At 74.0% G+C, this 19,913-nt stretch carries 19 protein-coding genes; 16 read left to right on the top strand and 3 right to left on the bottom strand.

Going from position 1 to position 19,913, the window contains the following annotated elements; translation table 11 throughout:
- The first annotated feature begins 23 nt into the window (after positions 1–23).
- From pelF to JK359_RS11230, 9 genes are all read left to right on the top strand, one after another.
- The gene (pelF, locus tag JK359_RS11270) at positions 24–1,535 is read left to right on the top strand and encodes a GT4 family glycosyltransferase PelF (protein ID WP_201834503.1); all 1,512 of its coding nucleotides are present in this window, start codon (positions 24–26) and stop codon (positions 1,533–1,535) included.
- Complete coding sequence (locus JK359_RS11265; protein ID WP_201834501.1) at positions 1,532–2,926, top strand: hypothetical protein; 1,395 nt, start codon at positions 1,532–1,534, stop codon at positions 2,924–2,926. The genes pelF and JK359_RS11265 overlap by 4 nt, the downstream gene beginning before the upstream one ends.
- 44 nt (positions 2,927–2,970) lie before the next feature.
- Entirely contained in the window at positions 2,971–3,972 is a 1,002-nt protein-coding gene (locus tag JK359_RS11260) for a GDP-mannose 4,6-dehydratase (protein WP_201834499.1), read from the top strand.
- A gap of 39 nt (positions 3,973–4,011) precedes the next feature.
- Positions 4,012–4,725, top strand: a complete 714-nt coding sequence (locus JK359_RS11255; RefSeq protein WP_201834497.1) for a nucleotidyltransferase family protein — start codon at positions 4,012–4,014, stop codon at positions 4,723–4,725.
- A 7-nt stretch (positions 4,726–4,732) separates the two neighbouring features.
- A complete protein-coding gene (locus JK359_RS11250; RefSeq protein ID WP_201834496.1) occupies positions 4,733–5,632 on the top strand; it encodes an NAD-dependent epimerase/dehydratase family protein in 900 nt (299 codons plus the stop codon).
- Positions 5,629–6,300 (top strand): spherulation-specific family 4 protein, encoded by a 672-nt coding sequence (locus tag JK359_RS11245; RefSeq protein ID WP_201834494.1) that lies wholly within the window; start codon positions 5,629–5,631, stop codon positions 6,298–6,300. Before JK359_RS11250 ends, JK359_RS11245 begins: the two co-directional genes overlap by 4 nt.
- Positions 6,301–6,339: 39 nt before the next feature.
- A complete protein-coding gene (locus tag JK359_RS11240) occupies positions 6,340–6,996 on the top strand; it encodes a maltokinase N-terminal cap-like domain-containing protein (RefSeq protein WP_201834492.1) in 657 nt (218 codons plus the stop codon).
- A 268-nt stretch (positions 6,997–7,264) separates the two neighbouring features.
- The gene (locus JK359_RS11235; RefSeq protein ID WP_201834490.1) at positions 7,265–9,127 is read left to right on the top strand and encodes a M1 family aminopeptidase; all 1,863 of its coding nucleotides are present in this window, start codon (positions 7,265–7,267) and stop codon (positions 9,125–9,127) included.
- Between the two features lie 85 nt (positions 9,128–9,212).
- On the top strand, positions 9,213–10,046 hold the full coding sequence (locus JK359_RS11230; RefSeq protein ID WP_201834489.1) for a lysozyme: 834 nt from the start codon (positions 9,213–9,215) through the stop codon (positions 10,044–10,046).
- Between the two features lie 17 nt (positions 10,047–10,063).
- Here JK359_RS11230 and JK359_RS11225 read toward each other — a convergent pair whose 3' ends face one another.
- On the bottom strand, positions 10,064–10,558 hold the full coding sequence (locus tag JK359_RS11225) for a MarR family winged helix-turn-helix transcriptional regulator (RefSeq protein ID WP_201834487.1): 495 nt from the start codon (positions 10,556–10,558) through the stop codon (positions 10,064–10,066).
- Between the two features lie 57 nt (positions 10,559–10,615).
- Between JK359_RS11225 and JK359_RS11220 the strand changes: the two genes are divergently transcribed.
- The 7 genes from JK359_RS11220 (at position 10,616) to JK359_RS11190 (ending at position 17,300) form a co-directional block, all read left to right on the top strand.
- Entirely contained in the window at positions 10,616–11,443 is an 828-nt protein-coding gene (locus JK359_RS11220) for an alpha/beta fold hydrolase (RefSeq protein ID WP_201834485.1), read from the top strand.
- A 153-nt stretch (positions 11,444–11,596) separates the two neighbouring features.
- Positions 11,597–12,772: a PP2C family protein-serine/threonine phosphatase gene (locus JK359_RS11215; protein WP_201834483.1), complete on the top strand. Its 1,176-nt coding sequence runs from the start codon at positions 11,597–11,599 to the stop codon at positions 12,770–12,772.
- 43 nt (positions 12,773–12,815) lie between these two features.
- Positions 12,816–13,346: a PadR family transcriptional regulator gene (locus JK359_RS11210; RefSeq protein ID WP_201834481.1), complete on the top strand. Its 531-nt coding sequence runs from the start codon at positions 12,816–12,818 to the stop codon at positions 13,344–13,346.
- 152 nt (positions 13,347–13,498) lie between these two features.
- Positions 13,499–14,674, top strand: a complete 1,176-nt coding sequence (locus JK359_RS11205; protein WP_307788058.1) for a DUF2306 domain-containing protein — start codon at positions 13,499–13,501, stop codon at positions 14,672–14,674.
- Positions 14,675–15,112: 438 nt separating this feature from the next.
- Positions 15,113–16,060 (top strand): hypothetical protein, encoded by a 948-nt coding sequence (locus JK359_RS11200; RefSeq protein WP_201834477.1) that lies wholly within the window; start codon positions 15,113–15,115, stop codon positions 16,058–16,060.
- A 10-nt stretch (positions 16,061–16,070) separates the two neighbouring features.
- Positions 16,071–16,580 carry a molybdenum cofactor biosysynthesis protein gene (locus JK359_RS11195; protein ID WP_201834475.1) on the top strand — a complete coding sequence of 170 codons (510 nt, stop codon included), beginning with the start codon at positions 16,071–16,073 and terminating at the stop codon, positions 16,578–16,580.
- 57 nt (positions 16,581–16,637) lie between these two features.
- Positions 16,638–17,300 (top strand): hypothetical protein, encoded by a 663-nt coding sequence (locus tag JK359_RS11190; protein ID WP_201834473.1) that lies wholly within the window; start codon positions 16,638–16,640, stop codon positions 17,298–17,300.
- A gap of 12 nt (positions 17,301–17,312) precedes the next feature.
- Here JK359_RS11190 and JK359_RS11185 read toward each other — a convergent pair whose 3' ends face one another.
- Together JK359_RS11185 and JK359_RS11180 are read right to left on the bottom strand one after the other, a co-directional pair.
- Positions 17,313–18,416 carry an FUSC family protein gene (locus tag JK359_RS11185; protein ID WP_236677691.1) on the bottom strand — a complete coding sequence of 368 codons (1,104 nt, stop codon included), beginning with the start codon at positions 18,414–18,416 and terminating at the stop codon, positions 17,313–17,315.
- Between the two features lie 325 nt (positions 18,417–18,741).
- Complete coding sequence (locus JK359_RS11180) at positions 18,742–19,911, bottom strand: AI-2E family transporter (RefSeq protein WP_372445395.1); 1,170 nt, start codon at positions 19,909–19,911, stop codon at positions 18,742–18,744.
- Between the last annotated feature and the right edge of the window lie 2 nt (positions 19,912–19,913).

Raw genomic sequence — 19,913 nt, 5'->3', positions numbered from 1 at the left:
ACCTCGGCCGTGGAGCCCCATCGATGCACGTTCAGCACGGCACGCGCCGCTCCGGCGCGGCGCACGTCACCCTGCTCACCGAAGGCACCTATCCGCACAGCCATGGCGGCGTCAGCGTCTGGTGCGACCAACTCGTCCAGGGCATGCCCGACCTCGACTTCGACGTCATCGCCGTCACCGGCACCGGACGCGAACCCGTCGTCTGGGACCTGCCCCCCCACGTCCACGACGTGCTCTCCGTCCCCATGTGGGGGACCGCGCCGCAGGGCCGGCCGCCCCGGGGCCGGGCCCGCAACCAGCTCGCCGCCGCCTACGAACGCTTCCTGACCGCGCTGCTCGACCCGCACGCCGAGGACCAGTTCCCGCCGGCGCTGTACACGATGGCGCGCGCCGCCGCCGACGGCACGCTGAGCCCGTTCCTGCGCGGCGACCGGGCCATCGCCATCCTCGCCGCCGTGTGGAACCGCCCGGGACTGCCCGTCCGGGAGGCCCGGCCCACCCTGCACGACGCGGTCACCGCCACCGCCCTGCTGGAACACGCCCTGCGCCCGCTCGCCGCGCCCCCGCCCCGGCACGGCGTCGCCCACGCCGTCAGCGGCGGAGTGGCCGTGCTGCCCGGCCTCGCCGGACTGGACCGCTACGAAGTGCCGCTGCTCCTCACCGAGCACGGCGTCTACCTGCGCGAACGGTATCTCGGCTATCGCACCGCCCCCTACCGCTGGCCCGTGAAGGCTGTCGTCCTCGGTTTCTTCCGGCTGCTGGCCGAGGAGACGTACCGCCGGGCCGCGCTGATCACCCCCGGCAACCGCTACAACCGGCTCTGGGAGGAGGAGGGCGGCGCCGACCCGGAGGCCATCCGCACCGTCTACAACGGCGTGGACCCGGCCGCCTTCCCGCCCGCCGGACCCGAGCCCGGCACGCCCACGCTCAGCTGGGCCGGACGCGTCGACCCCATCAAGGACCTGGAGACGCTGATCCGCGCCTTCGCCCTGGTCCGCAAGGAGATACCCGAGGCCAGACTGCGGCTCTTCGGCGGCACACCGCGCGGCGGAGAGGCGTACCGGGAACGCTGCGAGGCCCTCGCCGCCGAACTCGGCCACGCCGACGCCGTCACCTTCGAGGGCCGGGTCGACGACATCAAGGACGCCTACGCGGCCGGGAACGTCGTGATGCTCTCCAGCATCAGCGAGGGCTTCCCGTTCACCCTCATCGAGGCCATGTCCTGCGGCCGGGCCACCGTCTCCACCGACGTGGGCGGGGTGCGCGAGGCCGTCGGCGACACCGGGCTCGTCGTCCCGCCCCGCGACCCCGGACGGATGGCGGCCGCGGCACTGGAACTGCTCGGCGACCCCGAACGGCGCGGACGCATGGGGGAGGCGGCCCGGCTGCGGGTGATCGAGCAGTTCACCCTGCGCCAGACCATCGACACCTTCCGCTCCATCTACCTCGAACTGCCCGCACACGCCCGGCCGTTCGTCACGCCGGCCGTGCACGGGCAGGGTCTGCGGGTCGCCGCGGGGAGCCTGGCCGGATGAGCGGACCCATGGCGCTCGAGCCGGGCGGCAGCGAACAGGACACCCTCGCCCTGCGGCTCGCCGGCGCACCCGCCCGCCGCGACGACCACACCCTGGCCCTGCGGCTGCCCGGCCACCGCCCCGACCCGGAGGCGGTGAGCCGGCTCGCCGCCGACCTCGCCGACCGCATCGGACCCGCCGTCCACCCCTACGAAGTGGCCGCCCTGCTGGAGGCCGAGGGCCTGACGGCCGACCAGATCAAGGAGTGGTACGGCCACCCCAGCCTCTTCTCGCTGGCCACCGCCCTCTACGAGCAGGTCCCCCGGACCTTTCCCGAGCCGGCGCCGGCGGCCGACCCGTGGCGCCCGGACACCCTCCGCTGCCTGCTGCGCGGCGTGCTGTTCGCCCTGCCGGGCCTCGCCTATCTGCTCACCGCACCCCTGTGGCACCCCGGCCGGCACGCCGCCGCCCTGATCACCGCGGGCATCTGCTCCTGGGCCTGGGGCCAGGCGCTCGGCCACCGCGCCCACCTGCGGATGACGGCCGGCCGCCGGGAGGCCGCCCGGACCCTGCTCCTCGGCGCACCCCTGGGCGCGGCCCTCGCCACCGCCGTCGCCGCGCCCTTCGCCGGCCGCGGCCCGGTGCTCCTGGCGACGGCGGCCCAGTCCCTGTACCTCGCGGCGGCCGGCGTCCTGCTCGTGCTGGCCAGGGAACGGCTGCTGCTGGCCGCGCTCACCCCGCTCGTCGCGGGCGCCGGCGTACTGCCCTGGTGGGAACCCGGTCCCGCGCTGCGCACCGGGACGGCGCTGCTGGCGCTGTCGGCCACCCTCGCCGTGACCGGCCACGTGCTGCGCGGGGCCCTGGCCACGCCGGCCGCGTCCGCCGGCGCCCGCCCCCGGCTCGTGTGGTCCCTGCCCTACGGGCTGTTCGGGCTGGCCGCGGCCGTGCTCGTGCTGCTGGAAGGGCGGCGGGAGCCGTACGCGGTGATCGTGCTGACCGTCAGCATGGGTCCCGCCGAGTGGCTGCTGTACCGCTACCGGGGCCTGTCCGTCGCCGCGCTGCGGGCCACCGCCACACCGCTCGGATTCCTGCTGCGCTCCGCCGCAGTCCTCGGCGGCTGCCTGCTCGTCTACCTCCTGCCGCTGCTGCCCGCCGCCCTGCTGACCGGCGCCGCACCGGCACCCCTGCTGCTGCTCGCGGCCACCCTGTGGACCGCGCTGCTCCTGCAGGCGTTCGGAACGGCCTGGCCACCGGCCCTGATCTGCCTGGCCGCCGCCGGAGCGTCCGGCGCGGCCGTGCTGCTCCGCCTGCCCCCCGGTCCCGCCGCCCTGCCGCTGAGCTGCGCCGCCGCCGTGGCGGCCCTGGTGGCCTGCGTCCTGCACCTGCTCGGCCGGCCCGCCCGGCACGCCTGACCCACACCGCTCACACCTGCGCAACCGACCGGAAGGACCACGAGTTGACCTCCGCACCGCTCGCCGCCGTCACCGGAGCCGAGGGCTTCATCGGCTCCCACCTCACCGAAGCCCTCGTCGCCCGCGGACACCGCGTCAGAGCCATGGCCCAGTACAACTCCTTCTCCTCCTACGGCTGGCTGGAGACCCTCGCCCCGGACGTCCTGGACCAGGTGGAGATCGTGCTGGGCGACGTCCGCGACCCCGGCTCGGTGCGCGGCCTGCTCGAAGGCGCCGACGTCGCCTACCACCTGGCCGCCCTGATCGCGATCCCGTACTCCTACCAGGCCCCGCACAGCTACGTGGAGACCAACGTCACCGGCACCCTCAACGTGCTGGAGGCCGTGCGGGCGCTGGGCACGCCCCGGCTGGTGCACACCTCCACCAGCGAGACCTACGGCACGGCGCAGACCGTGCCCATCACCGAGGACCACCCCATCAACACCCAGTCCCCGTACGCCGCTTCCAAGGCCGGCGGCGACCGGCTCGCGGACAGCTACCACGCCAGCTTCGGCACGCCGGTGGTCACCCTCCGGCCGTTCAACACCTTCGGGCCGCGCCAGTCGATGCGCGCGGTCATCCCCACCGTCATCGGCCAGGTCGCGGCGGGGGAGCGGACCATCACGCTCGGCGATCTGCGGCCCACCCGTGACTTCACCTTCGTCAAGGACACCGCGCAGGCCTTCCTCGCCGTCGGCTCCGCGCCCGCCGAGCAGGTCGTCGGACGCACCTTCAACGCCGGCACCGGCGGCGAGATCTCGGTCGGCGACCTGGTCGCGCTGATCGGCAAGGTCATGGACACCGCCCTCGACGTCCGCGAGGACTCCGCCCGGATCCGCCCCGCGGCCTCCGAGGTCATGCGGCTCGTCGCCGACGCCGGCCGGCTCGCCGCGGCCACCGGCTGGCAGCCGGCCCACAGCCTGGAGCAAGGCCTCGAGCACACCGTGGAGTTCTTCCGCGACCCGGCGAACCTGGCCCGCTACAAGACCGGCATCTACAACATCTGACCCGTCCGACCCGGCCCCCATCGACGAAGGAGGAGCCCCATGCATGCAGTGATCCTGGCGGGAGGCAAGGGCGTCCGGCTGCGGCCCTACACCACCGCACTGCCCAAGCCGCTCGTCCCGATCGGCGACCAGCACGCCATCCTGGAGATCGTGCTGCGCCAGCTGTCGGCCGCGGGCTTCACCCGCTGCACCATCGCCATCGGACACCTCGGTGAGATCATCCGCGCCTACGTCGGCGACGGCTCCCAGTGGGGGATGAGCGTCGACTACGCCACCGAGGAGAGCCCACTGGGCACCATGGGCCCGCTGCTGGGCCTCAGAGACCGGCTGCCCGAGACCTTCCTGGTGATGAACGGAGACATACTCACCGACCTCGACTACGCCGACGTGCTGCACCAGCACCGTGCCTCGGGCGCCCCGCTCACCATCGCGACCTACGCCCGCAAGGTGCACATCGACTTCGGCGTCCTCACCACCGCCGAGAGCAAGGTCGTCGCGTTCACCGAGAAGCCCAGCATGGACTACCGCGTCTCCATGGGCGTCTACGGCCTCAGCCGCTCGACCCTGGACGGATACACGCCGGGTCTGCCGCTCGGCTTCGACGAGCTGGTCCTCGACCTGCTGGGCAGCCAGAACCCGCCGCACGCCTACGAGTTCGACGGCTACTGGCTGGACATCGGCCGCCCCGACGACTACGACCGTGCCAACGCCGAGTTCACCACCCGCAAGTCCCTGCTGCTCAAGGGAGCCTGAGTACCACATGCGCATTCTCGTCCTCGGCGGCACCGGATACCTGGGCCGCCATGTGGCGGAGCGGCTGCGCGCCCTCCCGGGCGCGCACGTCCTCGCCGCCGGCCGTGACGCATCCGCCGAGTTCGCCGTCGACCTGGCCGCCGACCGGCCGGACCGGCTCGCGAACACACTGGCGGCGGCCGCCCCCGACGCCGTCGTCAACTGCGCGGGCGCCACCGGCGGCGACACCGTGACCCTGGCCGAGGTCAACGCCCGCGGCCCCGCCGTCCTGTGCACGGCGCTGCGCGAGGCGGCACCCACGGCCCGCCTGGTGCACCTCGGCTCGGCCGCCGAGTACGGGCCGGGCATCCGGGACGTGCCGGTCCCCGAGTCGGCGCCCGCGGGCCCGGTCACCCCTTACGGCGCCACCAAGCTGGCGGGCACGGTCGCGGTCACCTCGGCAGCCCTGGACGCGGTCGTGCTCCGGGTCGGCAACCCGGTCGGCCCCGGCGCACCCGTCGCGAGCCTGCCCGGCCGGCTGGCCGCGCTGCTCGCCACGGCCGGCCAGGACCCCGCGGCGGTGCTGCGCCTCGGGGACCTCTCCGCGCACCGCGACTTCGTCGACGTACGCGATGTCGCCCGCGCGGTCGAGTACGCCGTCACCGTCCCCGCGCCGCTGCCCCCGGTCCTCAACATCAGCAGCGGAACGGCCCTGCCGGTCCGGGAGCTGGCGCACGGACTGGCCCGGCTGGCGGGGTTCCGCGGCCGGCTCGACGAGGGCACCGCGGGTTCGGCGCGTTCCGCGCAGGTCTCGTGGCAGTGCTCGGACGTCTCCGCGGCGGCCCGGGCACTGGGGTGGCGCCCGGCCCACAGCCTGGACGAGGCCCTCGCCGCGCTCTGGGCGGCCGCCACGGAGCAGGTGCCGTGAGCCTGCTGGTGCCGCTGTACGTGCATCCGGCCGAGGACCCGGGTGCCTGGCACCGGCTGATCGGGGCGACGGAGCGCACCTACGGGGTCGTCCTGAACCCGGCGAACGGGCCCGGCACCGCTCCCGATCCCGCGTTCACCGCGGCGGCCCGGGCCCTGCGCACGGCCGGGGCCCGGCTGCTCGGCTACGTCGACACCGACTACGGCGTCCGGGACCGGGCCCGCATCGCCGAGGAGATGCGCCGGCACCAGGAGTGGTACGCGGCCGACGGCTGCTTCCTGGACCGGGTCACCGCCACCGCGCAGGGCCTGCCCGCCTGCCGCCGCCTGGTCCGGGACCTGCGGCGGCTCGGCGCCGGAACGGTCGTCCTCAACCCCGGCGTTCACCCGGACCCCGGGTACGCCCGGCTCGCCGACCTGACGGTGACGTTCGAGGGGCACTGGTCGACGTACGTCTCGGCGTTCACCCGCCCGGCCTGGACCGCCCGCCACCCGGCGGACCGGTTCTGCCACCTCGTCTACGGCGTCCCGGAGGTGCTCGTCCCGCTCGCCGTGCGCACGGCACACGAGCGGGGCGCGGCCGTGTGCGGGCCGGTGACGGGCGAACCGCCCAATCCGTGGGCCGGGTTGAGCCCGGCGCTGACCGGTGAGGAGGGTGTGGAAGGCTGAGCCGGGTCAGCGTCCGCACCGACAGGAGGCAACGACCGCATGGCCGTCATCCACCACACCACCCTCAAGCCCACCAAGCTCGAACTGCTCACCGAGTGGCTGCCGGCCCGGCCCTGGTACCGCGGGGGCGCGGACGCCCCCGTCCTCGAGAAGTCCGGCGGGTTCCGGCTGGACGACCCCGAGGGCGAGGTCGGCATCGAGTTCATGGTGGCCACCGACACCTCGGGCCCCGAGCGGACGGCCTACCTGGTGCCGCTCACCTATCGCGGGACGCCGCTGGAGGGGGCCGAGCAGGCCCTCGTCGGCACGACGGAGCACGGGGTGCTCGGCACGCGCTGGGTGTACGACGGCTGCCAGGACCCGGTCCTGGTCGCCGAACTGCTGTCGCTGGTCCAGGGCCGGGCCCAGGCCATGGCCCAGAGCATCAGCGACACCCCCGACCATGAGGTGACCCGCTCCTACGGCGGGTCCCCCTTCGCCGTCGGTGGTTCCCTCCCCGCGGCGGCCGACGACGGGGACGGCACCCGGCTCGTCACGCCCCACGGCACGACCCTGTACGTGCACCGCGTGCTGCAACCGGTCGCCGGCCGGCAGCCGTTGCCCGCCCCGGGAGCGGTCGGCCATGTCGCGGGCGGCTGGGCGGGACCCGACGGCACCCGGCTGCGGGCCGTCTTCATGACGCTGCGCTCCGCCTGACGCCGGCGCCGCCCGGCCGACGCCGGGCGGCGTTCGCGATGCCCCGGGACGAGGAACCGTCCCGGGACGCACCCCCGGAATCGGTCTGGCATGAACCGGTCAAATCTGTCACCCTTTCGGCAGTCGCCGTCCCGGCCCCACGGGGCGGCCCGCTCCCCAGCACAGCGATCGCGCAAGCACCGTCCACGGCCGCCGCCGGCACACCCCAGCCGGCCCGGCGCGGCCATCGAGCAGGCCGGGACCCCGGCCGCCGCCAAAGGAGTAGCGTGTGAGATCGACTCCCCACAAGGCCCTCGGCGCCGGTGCGGTCACCGTCGCCGCGCTGGCCGCCCTCGTCCTGCCCGGCACCCCCGCCGCCGCCCGGCCCGCCACGGCACCCGTGGCCGCCGCCTGCACTCCGGCCCAGGTGGTCACCAACGGCGGCTTCGAGAGCGGGACATCACCCTGGACCGCCTCCTCGTCCACCGTGATCACCAGCCGGTCCGGACAGACCGCCCACGGCGGCAGTTCCTACGCCTGGCTGGACGGCGTCGGCAGCACCCACACCGACACCCTCACCCAGAGCGTGACGATCCCGTCCGGCTGCAGCACGGCCACCCTCACCTTCTGGCTGCACATCGACACCACCGAGACGACCTCGTCCATCGCCTACGACAAGCTCACGGCCAAGATCGGCAGCACGACCCTGGCCACCTACTCGAACCTGGACAAGAACACCGGCTACCTCCAGAAGTCCCTCGACGTGTCCTCGTTCGCCGGCCAGACCGTCACCCTCTCCTTCACCGGGACCGAGGACTCCAGCCTCCGGACCAGCTTCGTCCTGGACGACATAGCCCTCGACACCTCCGGCGGCACCACCCCGCCGCCCACCGACTCCGTCCGCACCCCCTCGGCACCCTCGTACACGGTCGACCTGAGCAGTGACGGCAGCGGCACCGGCTGGACCGGGCACGAGAGCGTGACCTTCACCAACGCCTCCGCCACCGCGCTCGGCGAGGTGTACCTGAGACTGTGGGACAACTACCACGGCACCTGCGACGCGATGCCGATCAGGGTCAGCAACGTCACCGGCGGCACCGCCGGCGCCCTCTCCGTCGCCTGCACCGCGCTGAAGATCGACCTGCCGAGTCCGCTGGCCCAGGGCCAGAGCGCCACCATCGGCTTCGACCTCGGCATCACCGTGCCCAGCGGCGCCGACCGCTTCGGCCACGACGGCGCCTACAGCTTCATCGGCAACGCACTGCCCGTCCTCGCCGTCCGTGACGGCGCCGGCTGGCACCTGGACCCGTACACGAACAACGGCGAGTCCTTCTACTCCCTGGCCGCCGACTTCAAGGTCACCCTCGACCACCCCAGCAGCCTGCTGGTCCCGGCCACCGGCACCTCCACCGACACGCCCGGCTCCAGCGGCCGTACCGTCACCACCGCCACCGCCGCCAAGGTCCGCGACTTCGCCTGGGCCGCCGGACCCTTCACCAAGATCTCCGGCACCTCGGCCGCCGGTGTCCCGGTGAACGTCTACTCCGTCTCCGGCATCAGTTCCTCCAGCGCCCAGTCGATGCTCAGCACCGCCAAGTCCGCGGTCGACGCCCACGCCGGCCGGTTCGGCGCCTACCCGTACGGCGAGCTGGACGCCGTCATCGACAACAACTACTGGTTCGGCGGAATGGAGTACCCGGGCTTCGTCCTCGACGTGGTCAGCACCACCGCGCTCACCCACGAGATCGCCCACCAGTGGTGGTACGGCATCGTCGGCGACGACGAGTACGCAAGTCCCTGGCTGGACGAGTCGTTCACGGACTACGCCACCGACCTCGCCCAGGGCAAGACCGGAACCAACTGCTGGAGCGGCGTCTCCTGGTCCTCCAGCGCCGAGAAGCTCACCAACCCGATGGCGTACTGGGACGCGCACTCCTCCCGGTACTCCACCGTCGTCTACGGCTACGGCAAGTGCGCCCTGCACGACCTGCGGCGCGTCCTCGGGGACACCGCCATGGCCAAGCTGCTGAAGGACTACGCGACCGCGCACTGGTACGGCGTGTCCACCACGGCCGAGTTCAAGGCGGCGGCCCAGGCCGCCACGACCACCGACCTCACCTCCTTCTGGACCCAGCACCGCATCGAGGGCTGACGAGCACCCGCATGGCCCACGGACCGGCCGCGGATGGCCTCCTCGGGCGGCACCCGGAGTGCGGGACGACCCGACACCGGGTCAGATGGAACCCGTGCGAAGCCTCATATGCTCTCTCCGCGGCCGGTCCCTCCTGTGCGTCGTGGGCGCCCTGACCGGCCTCCTCCTGACCAGTTCCCCGGCCGTGCCCGAGCCGGCCGGGGACATCCCCGTACGGGGCAGCGCCTACATGGGTATCGGCGTCCTCGCCCACGACGGATCCTCCGGGACCCCGCCCCCGGCCGGCCGCGCCTCCCAGCTCGAGGGGGTGGACGTCTCCAGCCACCAGCTCGACGTCGACTGGCAGACGCTGTGGGGCAGCGGCACCAGATGGGCGTACACCAAGGCCACCGAGGGGACGTCCTACACCAACCCCTACTTCGCCCAGCAGTACGACGGTTCGTACGACGTCGGCATGACCCGTGGCGCCTACCACTTCGCCACACCGGACACGGCGGGCGGCGCCGCCCAGGCCGACTACTTCGTGGATCACGGCGGCGGCTGGTCCAAGGACGGCAAGACCCTGCCCGGCGCCCTCGACATCGAGTGGAACCCGTACGGTGACGCCTGCTACGGCAAGTCCACGAGCGCCATGGTGAGCTGGATCCGTGACTTCCTGAACCGTTACAAGTCCCGTACCGGCCGTGACGCGGTCATCTACACCGCGACCAGCTGGTGGACCGAATGCACCGGCAACTACGCCGGGTTCGGCACGACCAATCCGCTGTGGATCGCACGCTACGCCTCGACCGTGGGCACCTTGCCGGCGGGCTGGACGGTGCACACGATGTGGCAGTACACCTCGACGGGCAAGACGGTCGGCGACCACGACAGCTTCAACGGCTCCGCGGACCAGCTGAAGAGTCTGGCCACCGGCTGACCGTCCGCGCGGCGCGCTCAGTCCACGTCGACATCGGCGAACAGTGCGTGCATCGCACTGAGCACGCGCAGGCAGGTCTCCACGTCCGCGATGCTCAGATCGCCGTCCACCTGCCGCAGCAGTTCCTGCTCGCGGGCCCGCACGGCTGCGATCGTGGCCCGGCCCGGGTCGGTGAGCCGGATGAGCGAGGACCGGCGGTGTGCCGGGTTCGCGATGCTCTCCACCAGTCCCTGCCGTGCCGCGTCGTTCACCATGCGCTGGACGAACTGCCGGCTGAGCGCCTGCGCCCGGCCCATCTGCGGAACCGTCATCGGCCCCCGGGCGCGCAGCAGATCGAGCACCGCGCGCACGCCGACGGACAGCCCCTCGATGGGCGCGGCCTCCTCCACCTTGCGCTGCACCCGCCGGTAGAGCGGCCCGACCAGGTCGAAGACCTCGGTGAGGCGTTCGGCCAGCTGGTCCCGGGACGGTCCGGCGGAGTCGGGCGCGTGGGCGGTGCGGTCGTCGTTCATGGGACAAGGATGACACCTTGGTTGCCAACTTTCCAGAATGATGACACCTTGGTTGTCATGAATTTCGACTTGGCATCCCTTCCCGTCCGTTCGCTGCAGACCGCCGACGGCTGCCTCGCCTACCGGGAGGCCGGCTCCGGTGCGCCCCTCGTCCTCCTGCACGGCGGCTTCACCGACCACCGCATGTGGGCGGAGCAGATCCGGGCCTTCGCGCCGAGCCACCGGGTCATCGCCTGGGACGCCCGCGGCCACGGCGCCTCCGACAACGCGACCCGCCCCTTCCGGCAGGTCGACGACCTCGCCACGCTGCTCCGGGGCCTCGACGCCGCTCCCGCCGTGCTGGTCGGGCTGTGCATGGGCGGCGGCATAGCCGTCGACTGCGCCCTGGAGTACCCCGAGCTGGTCCGCGCGGTCGTCGTCAGCGGTTCCGGCACCAGCGAACCCGTTTTCGAGAACCCGTGGGTCCTTCAGGTCGCGGGCGCCCAGCAACAGGCGCTGGCCGCCGGCGACCTGGCAGGCTGGGCCGACGCGTACGTACGCTGGGCCGCCGGTCCGCACCGGGACGTGGCCGATGTCGACCCCGAAGTGGTGGCCCTGCTGCGGGAGACGGGCCTGGGCACCCTGCGCAAGCACAGCCCCGGCGAGCCCGACCACCACGTGCCCGTCACCGGGACCTGGGAGCGCGTGCCGGGCATCGAGGTGCCCTTCCTCGCCGTCAACGGCGACCTGGACTCCCCGGACCACCTCGCCATGGCCGCCCGCCTGGCCGGCCTGGTCCAGGACGGCCGTACCGTCGGCGTCCCGGACACCGCCCACTACCCGAACATGGAGGACCCGGCCCGCTTCAACGCGGAACTGGCCGCCTTCCTGGAGAAGCTGGCGTAGCCGGCGCGTGCCGCGGCCCCGGCCGGCTCACCCGAGTGGCTCGACGATGGTGCCTCGGCCCGGGTTCCTCGTGCGGCCGAACCCGTCCTGCGCGGCGCGGGCAGCGGTGTGAGACTGCTGGCAGGACGACCGGACCCGGGTGGGGGTGGAGAGGTGACGGCAGAAGCGAGCAGTGCGCCGCTGCAGGAGTTCCTCGCCGATCCCGGTCTGTGCACCGTCGACCTCTCGGACGCCGTCGCCCGGTGCGTGCGGCTGCTGGGCCTGCGGCACGCGGTGGTCTACCTCGCCGACCTGCAGCAGCGTCACCTCGTGCCGCTGACCGACGTGGCCCCCACCCTCCTCATCGACGCCTCGCTCGCCGGCTGGTGCTACCGCACCCAGTCCCTGCGCGTGGAGGAGTCCGAACGGGACGGGATGACGGCCTGGTTCCCGCTGCTGGACGGCGCCGAGCGGCTCGGCGCGCTCGCCGTGCACGCGCAGGTGATCAGCGCCGAGTCGCTGCGCCAGGGCCGCGCCCTCGCCGCGCTCCTCGCGATGATGATCACCTCCAAGCGCACGTACATGGACTCCTTCGTGCGGCGGACCCGCACCGAGGAGATGCACCTGCCCGCAGAGATGCTGCGGGCCTTCCTGCCGCCGCGCACCATCGGCAACAGCGACGTCGTCTCCACCGCCGTCCTCGAACCCGCCTACGACATCGGCGGCGACGCCTTCGACCACTCCCTGACCGCCACCGCCCTGCACACCGTCGTCCTGGACGCCATGGGGCACAACCTGCTCTCCGGGCTCACCAGCGCGGTGGCCCTGGCCGCCTGTCGCAACGCCCGGCGCACCGACGCCGGCCTGCGCACGCTCGTGGACGGCGTCGACGAGGCGCTCACCCGATGGCTGCCGGACCAGTTCTGCACCGGCATCATCGCCCAGCTCGACTTCGCCACCGGCGTCCTGCAGTGGAGCAACTGCGGCCATCCGGCCCCCCTGCTGATCCGCGACCAGCGGCTGGTCGCCGACGCGCTGGCCCGCGAGGCGGACCCGCCCATGGGACTGCGGTCCCTGCTCTCCGGGCGTGACCGCCGGGTGCACGAGACCCGGCTCCGGCCGGGGGACCGGGTACTGCTCTACACCGACGGTGTCATCGAGGCGCGGATGGCCGACGGGCGACTGCTCGGCCTGGAACGCTTCGCCGACTACGTCATCCGCGCGAGCGCCACCGGAGAGATCGCGCCGGAGACGCTCAGGCGCCTGATCCACTCGCTCCTGGACTCCCAGGACAGCCGCCTGCGCGACGACGCCACGATCGTCATGTTCGAGTGGAAACCCGCGCGTTGAGCACCCTGCCCGGTCCGCGTCCCGTGCGCGGTACGGTCGGCCCATGGCAGACGCTCGGCTGACCACCTCCTCCTTCCTGGTCCTCGGCATCATCGGCGAACTGGGCGAGGCCAGCCCCTACGACGTGAAGACCGAGGCCGGCCGTACCGTCGCCCCGTTCTGGTCGGTGCCGCACGCGCAGGTGTACGCCCAGTGCGACCGGCTGCTCGCGGCCGGACTCCTGGCCCAGGTGCGGCAGGAGAGCGGGCGGGGCCGCCGGGTGCTGGCCCTGACCGACCGAGGCCGGCGCGTTCTGCGCGACTGGCTCGCCGACCCCGGGTTCGTCCCCGTCGAGGCCCGGGAGCGCGGCATCCTGAAACTCTGGTTCGGCGCCCGGCCCGAGACGCTCGCCCCCGGTCAACTCGCCGAACACCGGCGGACCTTGGGGCGGCACGAGGAACTGGCGGAGGACATCGGCGAGTTGCTGACCCCCGGGCAGCGCGAGGCGCTGGAGTTCGGCATCCGGTACGAGCGGATGATGACCGAGTTCTGGGAGTGGGTCCGCCGCAGGGACCAACGCGCACAGGACCGTTGACCTGTCCGCCCGGTCGGCCCTACCGTCGGTAACGCCTCGATGGTCCAGAAGAGACTATGCGTGGGCTCGGGGACGAGGATTCCGAGCCGAGGGTGCCGAGACGAGGGTACCGGGACGAGGGCGGGCCGAACCGCCGTGGACAGGGGGTCGCCGTGCGTCCGTCGACGAGCAGCGGGTGGCGCCGGGCAGCGGCGGTGACCGTGACGGTCGTGTGCCTCTGGTACGCGCCCTTCGCGATGACCGAACTGTGGTCGTACGCCCGTCCGGGCGCCCCGGCGCCGGGGAAGTGGCTGCTGGCGCACCTCGTCTCACCGCGGTACGTCGCCGACGCGCTGGCGACCCGCGTCGCCCCGTACCGGCACAGCCTGCTCCCGCTGCTCGTGCACTCCGTCCTCGGCGGACTGCTCATGCTGCTCGGGCCGGCCCAGCTGCTGACGGCCGCGCGCCGCCGCGCACCCCTGCACCGCGCCCTCGGCGTCCTGTTCGCCGTCACCGTCTACGTCTCCATGGCCGGCGCGGGCGCCTACCTGGCCCGCACCGCGCCCCGGGACGCCTTCAGCGGCGCCGCATTCTGGATCGTCCTGGCCACGATCCTCGCCGGCACCGTCCTGAGCGTCACCTTCGGCATCCTCGCCGCCATCGGCGGCCATCCCGACCTGCACCAGCGCTGGATGCTCCTGTGCTACGGCTACCTCCTCACCGCCCCGCTGCTGCGCCTGGAGTGGGGCGCCCTGCCCACGGTGCTGCCCGGGCTGCCGATGACGGAGGTCAACCGGGTGGCGATCATGCACCTGGGCTCGCTGGTCGTGTTCGGGGCGCTGCTCGCCTCCCGCGCCCGTGACCCCCGGGACACCGTCGAGGGACTCGGCCGCTCCTGGGCCCCGCTGCCCGTGACCGCCGCGGCCCACCTGGCCGGAGCGGCCGCGCTGGTGTGGATCGTCCGTGACCTCTCCGGGTACGGCGCGGCCGGGCGCAGGCTGCTGGCCGGCTATCTGCTTCCCTACGCCGTGTCCTACGTGGTCATGGCGCTCGGCGCACGGCGCGCCGGACGTACGGGCCGGCTCTGGGCGCGAGAGGAGTGGCGCATCCATCTCACCGGCCTCTGCCTGGCGCCCGCGCTGTCCGCCGCTGCGGTGGCACTCTTCCAGCACAGCCTGGCGCTGGACCGGTTCACGGCGCTGACCGCCGGCGTCGCCATCGGCTGCGGCATGACGGCGTTCGGCGCGACGCTCGTGGTGAGCCTGCGCCTGATGTACGCCCGCGAAGTCCTCCGGCGCACCGTGCCGGCCCCGTCGCCCTCGACACCGGCGCCCACTGCGGTGCCGTGACGGGAGTGTGGCGGGCGCCCACAGCCGGCCTCTGCCGCCCGGACCGACGCCCCCGGCGTCGTGACCGGCATGCGGTGGCCCCCCACAGCCGGTCCCCGGCACTTCGGCCGGGCACCCGTTGCCGACGCGCCCGGTGCTGTGACCGGCATGCGGTGGCGCTCCACAGCCGGTCCCCGGCGCCTCGGCCGGGCACCCGGCGGATCGTCGGGCCCTTCGGCCCGTCCGCCGGTCGTCCGTCTGATGGCCGGACCCACCGACCCGCCCCCTGATCTCCCGGAAACGGAACCCGTCATGGCCCACCCGACCGACCCCGCCGCACCGGATCCCATGTCCGCGGCACCGCCCGATTCCGCTGCGGCCCGGCCCGGCGCCCGTGCCGCCGAGACCGATGACCGCGTGGCTCGAACCGATGCCTCCGTGGCACGGTCCGATGCCTCCGTGGCACGGTCCGACGCCTCCGTGGCCGGGCTCGACACCTCCGTGGCCCGGCGAGGGCGTGGCGCGGCGGCCCCGTCCGGTGTCCCCGCGCTGCCGCCGGGCCGTCCGCTCTCGGCCGGGGTGGCTCTGCTGGCCGTCGCGGTCGCCGTCGTGAATCTGCTCGTCGGCGGGGTCCTCACGGTCGTCGCGCTGACCGGGCACGTCCTCGGTGCATGGCCGTCGCCGGAGCCGCTCAGCCCCGGGCTGCTCGGGGCCGCCATGCTCGGGACCGCTCCGGCGCTGCTCGCGCTCGCCCGGTCCGCCACCTGGCAGGAGGCCCGCACCCTGGTGCTGCCGCTGGCCGTGGTGCTGGCCGGACTGTTCGCGGTCAGCCTGCTCAACGCGCACCGGCTGTACATCGCCGACGGAGGCCCGATCGTCTCCGTGCTGTTCAGCCTCGGCTGGCTGGTCACCCTGGGCCTGCTGTGCGTGGCGGCGGCCGTCTGCCTGGCCGGACAGGTCTTCACCCGGCCGGGGCCGCCCGCGCCGCGCACCACTCCGCTGCCGGGCTGGACCAAGCCGCCGCTCGCGGTGCTCGGCTCCTCCTGGCTCGGCATCGGCACCGGACTGCTCGTCCGGCCCGGCTTCTGGGCGGACTTCGTCCCCTGGCACACCAGCCGCGCCGACGCCCAGGCCCTGGGGGTCTGGGCGCTCGCCCTGGGCGTGGGCGTCCTGGGTTCCCTCGCCGAGGACGACCTCGGCCGCACCCGGCCGGCCCTGCTGTCCCTGCCCGGCACGGCCCTGGCCATGGCACTCGTCCTGGCAGCCCGGGCCTCCCACGTCGACTGGTCCTCCGGCCCCGGGCTCAGCCTGATCGTCATGGTGGCCGGTCTGCTGGCGGCCGGTGCGAGCGGCCACCTCCTGGTACGGGGCACCACCGGCGGCGAGGCGACGGGCAGCCCCGGTTAGGCTCGACCGCGTGCCGCACGTCGAAATCCTCCAGCTGCTGGTCTCCCCGGTGCACCGGCTCGCCGGCCGCCCAGGCGGCGGTCTGCCCGAACTGCCGCCCGGGGAACTGGTGACGACGGCCGAGATACGGGCGGGCCTGGGCATCGTCGGCGACCGGTACTTCAACCAGCCCGCCCACCGCAACGCGTCGATCACCCTCATGGCGGCGGAGCGGCTGCCGGCGCCGTACCCGGCCGACCTGCTCCGCACCCGGCGCAACGTCCTGCTGCGCGGGATCGACATCGACGCCTTCATCGGCTCGACGGTCTTCCTCGACTGCGGTTCCGGTCCGGTGGAACTGGAGGTCCGCCGGGCCGCCCGGCCCTGCGCATGGATGGACACCACCCTCGGGCCCGGTGCCCAGCGCGCGCTGCGCGGCGGCGGGGGAGTGCGCTGCCGGCCGCTGACCAACGGCGTCCTCACCGTGGGCCCGGCCCTCTTCGGCGTACGGGAGCCCGGCGACACCGCACCGAGCGCCTGAGTACGCCAGAGTACGACGACTCAGGCGCCGCCCCCGTGGACCGGGAAAGCTGAGGGCATGACGACGCCGACGCCCTCCCCGACGACACAGCCGACCCCTCTGTTCCCTGCCGGGCCGCCGCGGCCCGCGCCGGGCCGGCGACGGTGGCTGATCGCCGGCCTCGTGGCGCTGCTGGTCGTCGTGGCCGCGGCCGTGGCCGTCCGGTGGACGCGCGACGGGGACTCCGGGCCGCTCGCGGGCCGGCCCCGGGTCACGGACGCCCGTGCCGGACTCTCCTACGGCATCCCGGACGGCTGGAAGCACGACGCGGCCAAGGACAAGGACCTGATCGGCGCGTTCTCCTCACAGATCAGCAGTGTCCAGGCCGGCGCGACCGCCGACACCGGCGCCACCGTCCTGGCCGGCCGCGCGGGACAGGTGGTGCCCCGCGCCGACCTCGGCCGGACGACGGAGGCCGTCGCCCGCTCCAACGCCGAGTTCTTCTTCCCCGACCGGCCCGCTGCCCTGGAGGACTCGCACGACACCGTGGTCGACGGCCGGCCGGCGCACACGGCCGTGCTACGGATCAAGAGCGACGAAGGCACCGCCCGCCTGCAGTTGACCGTGGTGACCGTCGACGGCGAGCGCACCTCCTTCCTGCTCGGGCTCACGACCGGCGCGGTGGACCCGGCGGTCACCGAGGACGTGGAAGCCGTCCTCGCCGGCGCCACCGTCGACTGACCGCCGGCTTGCTCACGCGCCCGAGGCGGCCAGCTGGTCGGCCAGCCGGTGGGCCTGGGCCAGCAGCGCGCCGTACGTGGCGAACTCGTCGGGATCGTCCGTCGTCGAGCGGACCAGATCCCGGCGCAGGTCCGCGAGGGTGTCGCGGAGCTGGGCCACGGCCTCCCGCAGGTCGTCGTCGCACTCGTCGCCGAACCGGCTCTGGCTGTAGTACCGCAGCGCACGTGCGGTCTGGGACAGGAACTCCGCGTACCGCCGGGCGAGTCCGGGGTCGGGGCGGCGAGCCGGGCGGTCCCCGGCGGCGGCCTCCCGCACCGTGCGGGTCACCCCGGCGGTGTGCACGGCCGCGTAGTCGAGGACCACGAGCGCGTCGTCGTACCCCTTGCCGGGCAGCGGCGGGGCGCCGGTCCGGCCGCGCAGGTTGCCGCGCAGGCTCTCCCGGCCCCAGTCGACGGTCGAGCGCGCCTGTTCCACCAGCCGGTGCAGCCGCAGGGCCCGCTCGTGCCAGGCACCGGCCTGCTCGGCGTCCCAGCCGTCCTCGGCCAGCCCGTCTGCCACGGCCCGCAGGATGTCGTGCGCCTCCCTCGCCGCGTCCCGCAGTACGGCCCGGGTGTCGCGCAGATACAGCGGGGGGCGGACCAGCGCGTTGACCGTGATGCCGACCACCGCGCCGAACAGGGCCTCGCCGAGCCGGGCCGCGGAGGTGGCGACGGTGACGGAGTCGTCGGTGAGGACGAACAGGGCGCCGGTGGCCGCGTAGATGCCCTGGCTGCCCAGCCGCCGCCACTGACCCAGCAGCATCGCCGACGGGAGGACGACGGCCATCGCGGCCACCGTGTCGTGCAACAGCAGTCCGACCGCGGTGGCCGTCACCGTGCCGGCCGCGATCGCCGCGAGCTGTTGCAGGCCGTGCGCGACCGACCGGTACACGGTCGACTCGACCAGCACCAACGCCACCCAGGGGGCGACGAAGGCGACGGGGGCGTGCAGCCACCAGCCCGCCACCGCCCAGGCCACCCACGCGGCCAGCGCGCCCTTCACCGCCTGAACGGCCAGGTCCCGTTCCCGGCCCGGCCCCGCCCAGGCGCGGCGCGCCGCGTCCCCCGCGGCGGTCAGATCACGCCGTACGTCCTGCCAGGTCACTCGTATCCCACGCACGGCGCCCCGGGTGCCACCATGCCACGACGTCATGCCAACGGCAGTGAGAGCCGTGGGAGCACCCCACCGCTGCCGGGTGCGGGTGCATGGTGGCCGGCCGCGCAGTTCCCCGCGCCCCTTCGGTGGGTGCGCGTCTCCCTGCGTTTCCGCCTGCGGGTGCATGGTGGCCGGCCGCGCAGTTCCCCGCGCCCCCGGGTGGGTTCGCGCCGGCCTGCCCAGGGGCGCGGGGAACTGCGCGAACGGCCCCCACGGGCCCGCACCCGGCGACGGCGAGGGAATCCCGTCACGGCGGGACCGTGCGCAGGGCGCGCAGCACCGCCCAGACCACCGAGACCAGGGGAACCGCCACGACGGCGCCGATCACCCCCGCGACGATGCTGCCCGCGATCACGGACACGGCCACCACCAGCGGGTGCAGCCGCACCGCCCAGCTCATCACCAGCGGATGCAGCACATGCCCTTCCAACTGGCCGATGACGACGATGAGCACCAGTACCGCCACCGCCGTGAGCGGCCCGCGGCCGGCGAGTGCGACGACCGTGGCGACGCCGAGTGCCACCGGCGAGCCCACCAGCGGCACGAACGCCGCGAAGAACTCCAGCAGGGCCAGCGGCAGCGCGAGCGGCACCCGCAGCACGAGCAGGGCGATGCCGACCAGCACGGCGTTGGTGGCGGCCACGATGATGATGCCGCGCGTGTACCCGGCGAAGGACTGCCAGGCCGCCCGCCCCGCCCGGTCCCAGGCCGGACGGGCGCCGCTCGGCAGCAGCTGGTCACGCATCCAGCCCCACAGCCGCTCGCCGGAGTGGATGAAGAACACCGAGGCGAACAGCGCGAGCGCACCGCCCGTGACCAGCTCGACCACCCGTCCGAACTCGCTGACCGCGCTGCTGAGCAGCGCCGACCGGTGGGAGGTGACATAGCGCGTCAACTGGTCCTGGAGGGCGGAGAGCCGGTCGGCGCTCATCCGGAACGGCGGCCGTTGCAGCCAGTCCTGGATCCGGTGGACACCGCCGCGGAAGTCCCCCACCAGCCGGTCCCACTCGCCCGCCACCGCGCTGCCCACCAGGGCCAGCAGGGCCAGCACCAGCAGCACACTGCCCAACAGCGTCACGGCCACGCTCAGCGGACGCGGCAGGAACCGGGCGATCAGATCGGTGCAGGGGCGCAGTACGGACGTCATGACCAGGGCGAGGAACAGGGCCACGGCGATCAGCTGGAAGCTGCCGAGGACGCTGAAGACGCCGTAGACGGCGACGCCGACGAGGATCAGCCGCCAGGCGTAGGCGGCGGCGGTCCGCAGCCAGGGCACCGTCCACTCGGCCGGCGGCACCCGTTCGGGGCGGGACAGGGCAGCCGGCCGCACGGAGTACGAGGGCCGGCTGCCCAGCACCGTGCCCCCGGCCCGGCGTCCTCCGCCCCGCTCGGCCACCCGCCGCCGTGCCTCGCCCACCA

The organism is Streptomyces actinomycinicus, from assembly GCF_016741775.1.
GTDB lineage: Bacteria > Actinomycetota > Actinomycetes > Streptomycetales > Streptomycetaceae > Streptomyces > Streptomyces actinomycinicus.
This window is presented reverse-complemented; position numbering and strand designations above follow the sequence as displayed.

What these genes read in the sequence shown, in the direction of transcription:
- pelF (WP_201834503.1), top strand. Translation starts at nt 24, where the DNA reads ATGCACGTTCAGCACGGCACGCGCCGCTCCGGCGCGGCGCACGTCACC.
- JK359_RS11265 (WP_201834501.1), top strand. Translation starts at nt 1,532, where the DNA reads ATGAGCGGACCCATGGCGCTCGAGCCGGGCGGCAGCGAACAGGACACC.
- JK359_RS11255 (WP_201834497.1), top strand. Translation starts at nt 4,012, where the DNA reads ATGCATGCAGTGATCCTGGCGGGAGGCAAGGGCGTCCGGCTGCGGCCC.
- JK359_RS11250 (WP_201834496.1), top strand. Translation starts at nt 4,733, where the DNA reads ATGCGCATTCTCGTCCTCGGCGGCACCGGATACCTGGGCCGCCATGTG.
- JK359_RS11240 (WP_201834492.1), top strand. Translation starts at nt 6,340, where the DNA reads ATGGCCGTCATCCACCACACCACCCTCAAGCCCACCAAGCTCGAACTG.
- JK359_RS11230 (WP_201834489.1), top strand. Translation starts at nt 9,213, where the DNA reads ATGGAACCCGTGCGAAGCCTCATATGCTCTCTCCGCGGCCGGTCCCTC.
- JK359_RS11225 (WP_201834487.1), bottom strand. Translation starts at nt 10,558, where the DNA reads ATGAACGACGACCGCACCGCCCACGCGCCCGACTCCGCCGGACCGTCC.
- JK359_RS11220 (WP_201834485.1), top strand. Translation starts at nt 10,616, where the DNA reads ATGAATTTCGACTTGGCATCCCTTCCCGTCCGTTCGCTGCAGACCGCC.
- JK359_RS11210 (WP_201834481.1), top strand. Translation starts at nt 12,816, where the DNA reads ATGGCAGACGCTCGGCTGACCACCTCCTCCTTCCTGGTCCTCGGCATC.
- JK359_RS11190 (WP_201834473.1), top strand. Translation starts at nt 16,638, where the DNA reads ATGACGACGCCGACGCCCTCCCCGACGACACAGCCGACCCCTCTGTTC.